The following is a 9,002-nucleotide window of genomic DNA, read 5'->3' as shown; positions in this document are numbered from 1 at the left end:
TTTTACTTCAGTTAGTCACTCTTCAAGACTTGATATTTTTTTGCATCCGAAGATGCTGGATATCGTCTTGTGGAGTGCCCACACAGATTGTCTGATAAATTGTTAAAGAGCAGTGCCGATAAACTCATCGGCGCGGGCTGCGTATATTACGCTTTTCGCCCTGAGAGTCAAGCGTTTATTTCGCTTTCTTCTCGCTGACCCGGCGGCTTGTCAGTCGTTGTTCCCGGTCAGTGGAGGCGCATTATAGGGAGTTCTCGGCGGGCCGCAACCCCTATTTTCAATATTTTTTCCGACCGTTGAATGTTTAACCAAAACACCGTTAAAGCGGCAGTTTTTTCAACGATTTAAAGCCATAACCCTGCAAAACGGGCAATAAAGCGTCAGTATCTTCATTTAACGCCATGCAATACGCCTGATTCTCTTCCTGGCTCGAGACCAGATTTTCCTGCGTTGAGATGAGCCAGGCGGTGCGGCGGGCAATCGCCGCGCCGGAATCCACCAGCCGGGTGCCTTCCGGCAACACCTGCATCAACTCTTCAGCTAATAGAGGGAAATGGGTGCAGCCCAGCACGACAGTATCCGGCGGCTCGCGCATGCTCAGCCACGGATGCAGGATCTTCTTCAGCACCGGCAGCGGCACGGCTTCGCCGTGCAGCTTGGCTTCCGCCAGCTCCACCAGCTCTGAAGAGCCCAGCAGTTCAATCTTACAGTCGGTAGCAAAACGGGAAATCAGTTCATGGGTGTAGCTGCGCTGTACGGTACCGCGGGTCGCCAACAGGCCGACAATGCCGTTAACGGTAAGACGGGCGGCAGGCTTGATGGCGGGCACCACGCCCACGACAGGGAAACTGAAACGCTCGCGCAGGGCCGGTAAGGAGACAGTACTGGCGGTGTTACAGGCAATGACGACAATCGCCAGAGGATGACGCTGCTGCACCGCGCCGACAATTTCCAGCACGCGCTCAACGATAAACTCTTCGGACTTCTCGCCGTAGGGGAACGCCACGTTGTCGAAAGCGTATATATAGTGGAGATCCGGCAGCAACTGCCGAACCTCCTGATACACCGACAACCCGCCGACGCCGGAATCAAAAACCAGCACCGTCGGGCGAGGTGTGGCGGTGCTGTTAGAAGGTATAGCTTCCAGTGAGGTAGTATTCTCTTCCTGGAGTAGCGTAGCCATAGGCCGTCTCATAATCTTTATCAAACAGGTTGGCAATTCTACCACGAACTGTCAGATGAGATGTGACCGGATACGAAACTGCGAGATCCCACAGGCTCACGCCGCCGAGTTTAACCGTCGGGCTAGGATAAACGCCATAATCCTTGTCGTAGCGCTCACCCAGGTATTGATAGGTCACTGCCCAATCAAAGTCGTACAGTTGCCAATCCAGCTCGTATTTCACCTGCTGTTTAGCGCGGCGCAGCAGCACTTCGTTGGTTTTAGCATTGCGCGGGTCGACATAATCGTAACCAATCTGATGCGTCAGCGGGCCGGTTTCAAAAGAAGCCGTGGCCTCTACACCTTTAATGGTCGCCTTACCGATATTATAATAGCGGTAACTCACCGGATCGCTGTCGATAAGATTATCAATGTCATTGCGATAACCGGAAATACGCCAGGTCACAGGCCCGGTCAAGCCTTCAAAACCGCCTTCCCATTGCTTGCTTTCTTCCGGTTTCAAATTATTGTTGCCGTAAGTGGTACTAAACAACTGGTTCATGTTTGGCGCTTTGAACGCGGTACCGTAAGAGGCAATGAAACGATACCCCTCGATGAATTCCCAGGCTGCACTGGTTTGCCAGGTGCCGTGCCAACCGAACTCCGAGTTGTCGTCGCCACGCGCAGCAGCCTCCAGCGTCACCGGTCCCACCAACTGTTGCCCAGTCAGATAGATGCCAGTATTGCGCTGGCTTCTCTCGCTGCTGACGGACGCGGTACCCGGTTTGATTTGTTGATCCTGCCAATCTGCGCCCGCACTAATGGTGCCTTGGGCAACCTTAAACGTGTTGCCCCACTGCAGATTGTACTGTTCCGAATCATCCAAACTGGAGGAGATCGCATACTGGCCTTTGCGCGGATCGTAATTGTAGTCTTTGCTGTGGCTGTAACTCCCCACTAGCTGCGTGGCGTAAATCCCTTCCTGATAGCGCAACCCCGTGTCCCATGTTTGGCTGTACAGCTTACGGGTATCGGGCAGACCGGTAATATTGAAGTCTTTATCGTAAGAATAGAATCCATCGTAGCCTGTACGATTATCGTAACCATAACCACGCACAAAACCGCTGATTTGCTCGTTAAATTGGTGCTGCAATGCGCCGTAGAGCAATTTGCTCATAAAGCCGTCGCGATCGGGCTGAGGAATACTGGTATTACCTTCAGCCACCACGTCATACCCTTTGGTATAGGTGTAATTCCCCGCCACCGTCGCCACGGTGCTGTCACCCAGTTGTTGTTGGGTCGACGCGTCATAGGATTGATAGCCGTTGGAGCCGACGCCGGCAGCCAGCGTCGTGCCGTTCTTTTCGCGGGTGGTAATAATGTTGACCACGCCGCCGATGGCATCGGAGCCGTACACCGCCGAGCGCGGGCCGCGAATGTATTCGACTTTCTGCACCAGCGAAATCGGGATTTGGCTGAGATCGGAAGAACCGCTGACGCCCGCCTGATTAAGGCGAATGCCGTCAATTAGCACCAGCACATGGCTGGAGTTGGTGCCGCGAATAAACAGCGAGCTCTTTTGTCCCAATCCACCGTTTTGGCCAACGTCCACGCCTGGCAAGCGGCGCATCACGTCGGTCAGGCTCTTGGCCTGCCAGCGATCGATATCGTTACGGGTGACGATGGAAGTCGGTGCCAGCACAGAAGAAACCGGCTGCGGGAAACGGTTGGCGGTCACCACCAGGTTATCGCCATTCTTGGCTGTGGTGTTGTCTTGCGCCCATCCAGAAAAAGCCGTGACGGAGGAGGCCACCGCCAGCAGCGTATTTTTTGTAATTGTCATGAGAAAAGCATCCAAACTTAATTGGCGGATGCCGCAGGATCATGGCCGGTAGTTCGCGACGGCCACGGACATTGCGACGTAACACCGGCAGGTCTTCGGGCTTGGGATTTGCGGGCCGCGGGGCGCGACCAGCAACGGGCGATGACTTCCCATCCTGCAGTGGACAGTGTCTGCGTCGAAACGCTATCGCCGTGACTTCCCCTTACCGCTGCGCGTCAGCTCCGGATTCACACCGGATTCCCTTTTCACTCGCTGCTTGAGGCCGGACGGCAATGCTACGATCAATGAAAATAGATGTCTAGACTGCTACTAATGTTACAAATAATAAACGCGACAAAACTGGACTTCACGGGCTGATTCCCTACAATCCCCGCTGATCAAATTTGCCTGACGAGAAGACACACATGACGCCCGAGAATTTGCCTATTGAACGTTACGATGACCAACTGGCGGAGAAAGTCGCCCGCCTGAAGACGTTGATGTCACCGTTCGCGGCGCCCGAGCCGGAAGTGTTCCGCTCGCCAGTCGACCACTACCGCATGCGCGCCGAATTCCGCATCTGGCACGACGCGGACGACATGTATCACATCATGTTCGATCAGCAGACCAAGCAGCGTATTCGCGTCGACCAGTTCCCGGCGGCCAGCGAGCTGATCAACCGCCTGATGACCGCCCTGATCGCCGCGCTGAAACCGGAACCGATCCTGCGTCACAAGCTGTTCCAGATCGATTATCTGTCGACGCAAAGCGGCAAAATCATCGCCTCGCTGCTGTACCACCGCAAGCTGGATGACGTTTGGCAACGGCGCGCCGAGCAGTTGCGTGACGATCTGCGCGCACAGGGTTTCGACCTGCAGCTGATCGGCCGGGCGTCGAAGACCAAGATCATGCTCGACCAGGATTATGTTGACGAAGTGCTGCCGGTCGCCGGCCGCGACATGATCTATCGTCAGGTGGAAAACAGCTTCACTCAGCCCAATGCGGCCATGAACGTGCAGATGCTGGAGTGGGCGTTGGCGGTCACCGCCGGTTCCAAAGGCGATTTGCTGGAGCTGTACTGTGGCAATGGCAACTTCTCGCTGGCGCTGGCGCGCAATTTCGAGCGCGTGCTGGCGACCGAGATCGCCAAGCCGTCGGTGGCGGCGGCGCAGTACAACATCGCCGCCAACCATATCGACAATGTGCAAATCATCCGCATGGCGGCAGAAGACTTCACTCAGGCGATGAACGGAGTACGCGAATTCAACCGGTTGAAAGGCATCGATCTGAGTGGTTACAACTGCGAGACGATTTTCGTCGATCCGCCGCGCAGCGGGCTGGACGAGGAAACGGTGAAGATGGTGCAGGCCTACCCGCGCATTCTCTATATCTCATGCAACCCGGAAACGCTGTGCGCCAACTTGGAAACGCTGCAGGCCACCCACCGGGTCAGCCGCCTGGCGCTGTTCGATCAGTTCCCGTATACCCATCACATGGAATGCGGTGTGTTGCTGGAAAAGCATCGCTGATACGACAGGGGCGCCATGATGGCGCCCCGTTTCATTACGATTCTTGAGTCGGCGCATCCGGCGCCTTGCGCGCCTTCAGTTTCATCCCGATCCACAGCACCAGCGCCACGCAGATCACCGACGGCAGGAAGTTGGAGCCGATCTGCGGATATTCGGCGCGCACGATGGCGCTGTACAGCAGCAGCCCCAGCAGGAAACAGGCCGCCGCCAGCTTCGGCATGCCATCCGGCATGGCGCGGTTCAGGTAACGCTGATGCAGGCAGTACACCGCCAGCACCAACGCGATCAGCGGGAAGATCGAAAACGGCACCACCGAGCTGAACAGCGCAGCAAAGGAACCGTTGATCGAAAGGCCGGCAATTAACGCCAGCAGTAAGGTGCCATTTTCACGGCCTGGTTTTTCCATCATTTTTTACCTTTTTTATACGTGGGACACAGAAGCTTTTTCTTGTTCGCGACGATACCAGTAATACGCCCCTTTGGAGATCATCCGTAGCTGCAGCACCAGCCGTTCTTCCAGCTGCTGCCGCTGCTCGACGTCGATATCCAGCGCTTCCGCGCCGGCGCTGAACACGATGGTGACCATCGCTTCCGCCTGCGCTTCGGTAAAACTGCGCGGCATGTGGTTTTCCAATTCGAGGTAGTCCGCCAGTTCAGCGATGAAATGCTGGATCTCGCGCGCCACTGCCGCACGGAATGCCGCCGACGTGCCGGAGCGCTCACGCAGCAGCAGGCGGAAGGCGTTCGGGTTGTTGCCGATAAATTCCATAAAGGTGGACACCGAGGTGCGGATTACGCTGCCGCCCTTGGCGATGCGTTGGCGCGCCTGGCGCATCAACTGACGCAGCATCAGGCCGCTTTCGTCCACCATGGTCAGCCCCAGCTCGTCCACATCGCGGAAATGGCGATAAAACGACGTGGGCGCAATGCCCGCCTCGCGTGAAACTTCCCGCAGGCTCAGGCTGGCGAAGCTGCGTTCGGCGCTCAGCTGGCTGAAAGCGGCTTCGATCAGGGAACGACGAGTCCGTTCTTTTTGTTGTGCTCTGACGCCCATATGCATATCCGGATAGGTTCCATTTTCTCAGTCTAACGCCCTAGACTCGGCAATATAGCAAATTTTATTGCAACAGCATTTATACTAACGCGCTCTATCACACTTCCGCCCTGAGCCGATTGTGCTTTGACTCAAAAAGCCTAATGGTGATTGGGTGAGCAGCGCTATGATGTTAAGATACCGTTGTAATCTTGTATAAAAAAACAGGTCTCTCCTACATGCAACAGCACTATCAATTTGATGCCATTGTGATTGGCTCGGGCCCTGGTGGTGAAGGTGCCGCCATGGGGCTGGTGAAACAAGGCGCCCGCGTGGCCGTTATCGAACGGTACAATAACGTAGGCGGCGGATGTACCCACTGGGGCACCATCCCTTCCAAAGCCCTCCGCCACGCCGTCAGCCGCATTATCGAATTCAACCAGAACCCGCTTTACAACAACTCGCGCACGCTCAGCGCGACCTTCCCTGACATTTTACGCCACGCCGATAACGTCATCAGCCAGCAGACCCGAATGCGCCAAGGGTTCTATGAGCGGAACCAGTGCAAACTGTTCGCCGGCGACGCGCGCTTCATCGACGCCAACACCGTCAGCGTCAGCTACATGGACGGCACCCAGGACACCATCCGCGCCGATCACATCGTGATCGCCTGCGGCTCGCGTCCTTACCATCCGGCCAGCGTCGATTTCAACCATCCGCGCATCTACGACAGCGATTCCATTCTCGAGCTGAGCCATGAGCCACGCCACGTGATCATTTACGGCGCCGGGGTGATCGGCTGCGAGTATGCGTCCATCTTCCGCGGCCTGAACGTCAAGGTCGATCTGATCAACACCCGCGATCGTCTGCTGGCGTTCCTCGATCAGGAGATGTCGGATTCGCTCTCTTACCACTTCTGGAACAACGGCGTGGTGATCCGCCACAACGAAGAATTCGAGAAGATCGAAGGCACCGAAGACGGCGTGATCGTGCACCTGAAGTCCGGCAAGAAGGTGAAAGCGGACTGCCTGCTGTACGCCAACGGCCGTACCGGTAACACCGATTCGTTAGGGTTGGAGAACGTCGGCCTGGAGTCGGACAGCCGCGGGCTGCTGAAAGTGAACAGCATGTATCAAACCGCGCTGTCGCACATTTATGCGGTCGGTGACGTCATCGGCTATCCGAGTCTGGCTTCCGCCGCCTACGATCAGGGCCGCATCGCCGCGCAGGCGATCGCCTCCGGTGAAGCCAGCGGTCACTTAATCGAAGATATCCCGACCGGCATCTACACCATTCCGGAAATCAGCTCCGTCGGCAAAACCGAGCAGGAACTGACGGCGATGAAGGTGCCGTATGAAGTGGGCCGCGCCCAGTTCAAACATCTGGCGCGCGCGCAGATAGCCGGGATGAACGTCGGCAGCCTGAAGATCCTGTTCCATCGCGACACCCTGCAGATCCTCGGGATCCACTGCTTCGGCGAACGTGCGGCGGAGATCATCCACATCGGTCAGGCGATCATGGAACAGAAAGGTGAAGGCAATACTATCGAGTATTTCGTTAATACGACCTTCAACTATCCGACCATGGCCGAAGCCTACCGGGTGGCAGCGCTTAACGGCTTAAACCGCCTGTTTTAACGCGTTGTCGATGTAGCCCTGCATGTGCTCGCGGATCGCTTCGGCCAACTGCTCATAACGGCTGCGCAGTGGGGAACCGGGGCGATACACCAACGCGATGGTGCGCTTCGGCTCCGGCTTGTAGCAATCCAGATAGCAGACGCCATCGCGCTCGCGCTGCGGCGGCACCGCCAGGGACGGCAGCAGGGTAATGCCGCTGCCGGCCGCGACCATATTGCGCAGCGTTTCCAGACTGGTGGCGCGGAAGTGGGTATCCTCGTCCGCGCCCGCCTGGAAGCAGAAGCCCATCGCCTGATCGCGCAGGCAGTGGCCATCTTCCAGCATCAGCAGCTTTTCTCCCGCCAAATCCGGCATCGCCACGCGCTCGCGCTGCGCCCACGGGTGATCGGAATACACCGCCAGCTTCATCGGTTCATCGAACAGAGGCACTTCGATAAACGCCTCGGTTTCCTTCACCAGCGCCAGAATGGCGCAGTCCAGCTTGCCGCTGTCGAGTTGCGCCAGCAGTTGGTGGGTTTGCGCTTCGTGCAGGTACATTTCCAGTTTCGGGAAGGTTTTGTGCAGCGTCGGGATGATCTGCGGCAGCAGATAAGGCCCCACGGTCGGGATCAGACCGATGTGCAGCGGCCCGGACATGGCCTCGCCCTGCTGGCTGGCCATCTCCTTCAACACTTTCACTTCGCGCAGCACGGTACGCGCCTGCTCCACCAGCAACAGGCCCGCCTGGGTGAACAGTACCTTGCGGCTGGTGCGTTCGAGCAGCATGACGCCCAACTCGTCTTCCAGCTTGCGGATCTGCCCGCTCAGCGTGGGTTGGCTTACATGGCATGAATCGGCCGCGCGGCGGAAGTGCCGGTGCTCGGCCAAGGCGACCAGATACTCTAAATCACGAATATTCATTGTTTCCCTCCATTCCATGATAGCTCATGGCGATAGATAAGATAGCAATGAGCGATTAGATCTATCAAGCCCCAGCGACAATAATGTGTCCCAACGAAGCGATATCGCGCTAAATGCTAAAAATTACTTTTCCTAATTAAGGGGTTAATCAATGTTTACCAGTCAAGAAGGCAAGAAAGTTCCTCAGGTTACTTTCCACACCCGTCAGGGCGACCAATGGATTGATGTGACCACTGATGACCTGTTCAAAAACAAAACCGTCATTGTTTTCTCGCTGCCGGGCGCGTTCACGCCGACCTGTTCTTCGAGCCACCTGCCGCGCTACAACGAACTGTCCAGCGTATTCAAGCAGCACGGCGTCGACAGCATTCTTTGCGTCTCCGTGAACGACACCTTCGTGATGAACGCCTGGAAAGCCGACCAACATGCGGAAAACATCACCTTCGTGCCGGACGGCAACGGTGAATTCACCAAAGGCATGAACATGCTGGTCGAGAAAGCGGACCTGGGCTTTGGCCCTCGTTCATGGCGCTACTCGATGCTGGTGCGCAACGGCGTGGTCGAGAAAATGTTCGTCGAGCCGAACAAGCCGGGCGACCCGTTTGAAGTGTCCGACGCCGACACCATGCTGAAATACCTGGCGCCGGAATTCAAAGTGCAGGAATCGGTCTCCCTGTTCACCAAACCGGGCTGCCCATTCTGCGCCAAAGCCAAACAGATGCTGCAAGAGCGCGGCATTCAGTATGAAGAGATCGTCCTGGGCAAAGACGCCACCACCGTTAGCCTGCGCGCCGTCAGCGGCCGCGCCACGGTGCCGCAGGTGTTCATCGGCGGCCGTCACATTGGCGGCAGCGACGATCTGGAAACTTTCCTGTCAGCTTAATAAGTAATAACAAAGCCAACGTGAACTTTGGCGGGC

Annotated in this window: 8 protein-coding genes and 1 riboswitch; of the genes, 3 read left to right on the top strand and 5 right to left on the bottom strand. The window is 56.7% G+C overall.

Annotated elements, in window-relative coordinates:
- Window positions 1-319 precede the first annotated feature (319 nt).
- Window positions 320-1,183 (bottom strand): glutamate racemase, encoded by an 864-nt coding sequence (gene murI, locus ACJ8HA_RS22430; protein ID WP_442515523.1) that lies wholly within the window; start codon window positions 1,181-1,183, stop codon window positions 320-322.
- Complete coding sequence (gene btuB, locus ACJ8HA_RS22425) at window positions 1,128-3,005, bottom strand: TonB-dependent vitamin B12 receptor BtuB (RefSeq protein WP_142591872.1); 1,878 nt, start codon at window positions 3,003-3,005, stop codon at window positions 1,128-1,130. The genes murI and btuB overlap by 56 nt, the downstream gene beginning before the upstream one ends.
- Before the next feature lie 69 nt (window positions 3,006-3,074).
- Window positions 3,075-3,294, bottom strand: a riboswitch (cobalamin riboswitch).
- 115 nt (window positions 3,295-3,409) lie between these two features.
- On the opposite strand from btuB, the gene trmA reads away from it, so the two are divergent.
- Window positions 3,410-4,513 carry a tRNA (uridine(54)-C5)-methyltransferase TrmA gene (trmA, locus tag ACJ8HA_RS22420; RefSeq protein ID WP_043140961.1) on the top strand — a complete coding sequence of 368 codons (1,104 nt, stop codon included), beginning with the start codon at window positions 3,410-3,412 and terminating at the stop codon, window positions 4,511-4,513.
- 34 nt (window positions 4,514-4,547) lie between these two features.
- Here trmA and ACJ8HA_RS22415 read toward each other — a convergent pair whose 3' ends face one another.
- Both ACJ8HA_RS22415 and fabR read right to left on the bottom strand, forming a co-directional pair.
- Entirely contained in the window at window positions 4,548-4,919 is a 372-nt protein-coding gene (locus ACJ8HA_RS22415) for a YijD family membrane protein (RefSeq protein WP_025304650.1), read from the bottom strand.
- 15 nt (window positions 4,920-4,934) lie between these two features.
- Complete coding sequence (fabR, locus tag ACJ8HA_RS22410) at window positions 4,935-5,567, bottom strand: HTH-type transcriptional repressor FabR (protein ID WP_004931044.1); 633 nt, start codon at window positions 5,565-5,567, stop codon at window positions 4,935-4,937.
- Between the two features lie 218 nt (window positions 5,568-5,785).
- Between fabR and sthA the strand changes: the two genes are divergently transcribed.
- Entirely contained in the window at window positions 5,786-7,183 is a 1,398-nt protein-coding gene (sthA, locus tag ACJ8HA_RS22405; RefSeq protein ID WP_004931047.1) for a Si-specific NAD(P)(+) transhydrogenase, read from the top strand.
- Here sthA and oxyR read toward each other — a convergent pair.
- Window positions 7,166-8,083 (bottom strand): DNA-binding transcriptional regulator OxyR, encoded by a 918-nt coding sequence (oxyR, locus tag ACJ8HA_RS22400; protein ID WP_025304651.1) that lies wholly within the window; start codon window positions 8,081-8,083, stop codon window positions 7,166-7,168. The two genes, sthA and oxyR, sit on opposite strands and share 18 nt — an antisense overlap.
- Before the next feature lie 151 nt (window positions 8,084-8,234).
- Here oxyR and ACJ8HA_RS22395 point away from each other — a divergent pair, with 151 nt between their 5' ends.
- A complete protein-coding gene (locus ACJ8HA_RS22395) occupies window positions 8,235-8,966 on the top strand; it encodes a glutathione peroxidase (RefSeq protein ID WP_015379403.1) in 732 nt (243 codons plus the stop codon).
- Window positions 8,967-9,002: the final 36 nt, after the last annotated feature.

It is taken from the genome of Serratia sp. CY33802, from assembly GCF_052169095.1.
GTDB lineage: Bacteria > Pseudomonadota > Gammaproteobacteria > Enterobacterales > Enterobacteriaceae > Serratia > Serratia bockelmannii.
Note: the sequence above shows the minus strand (reverse complement) of the source record. Positions and strands in the feature narration are given on the sequence as shown.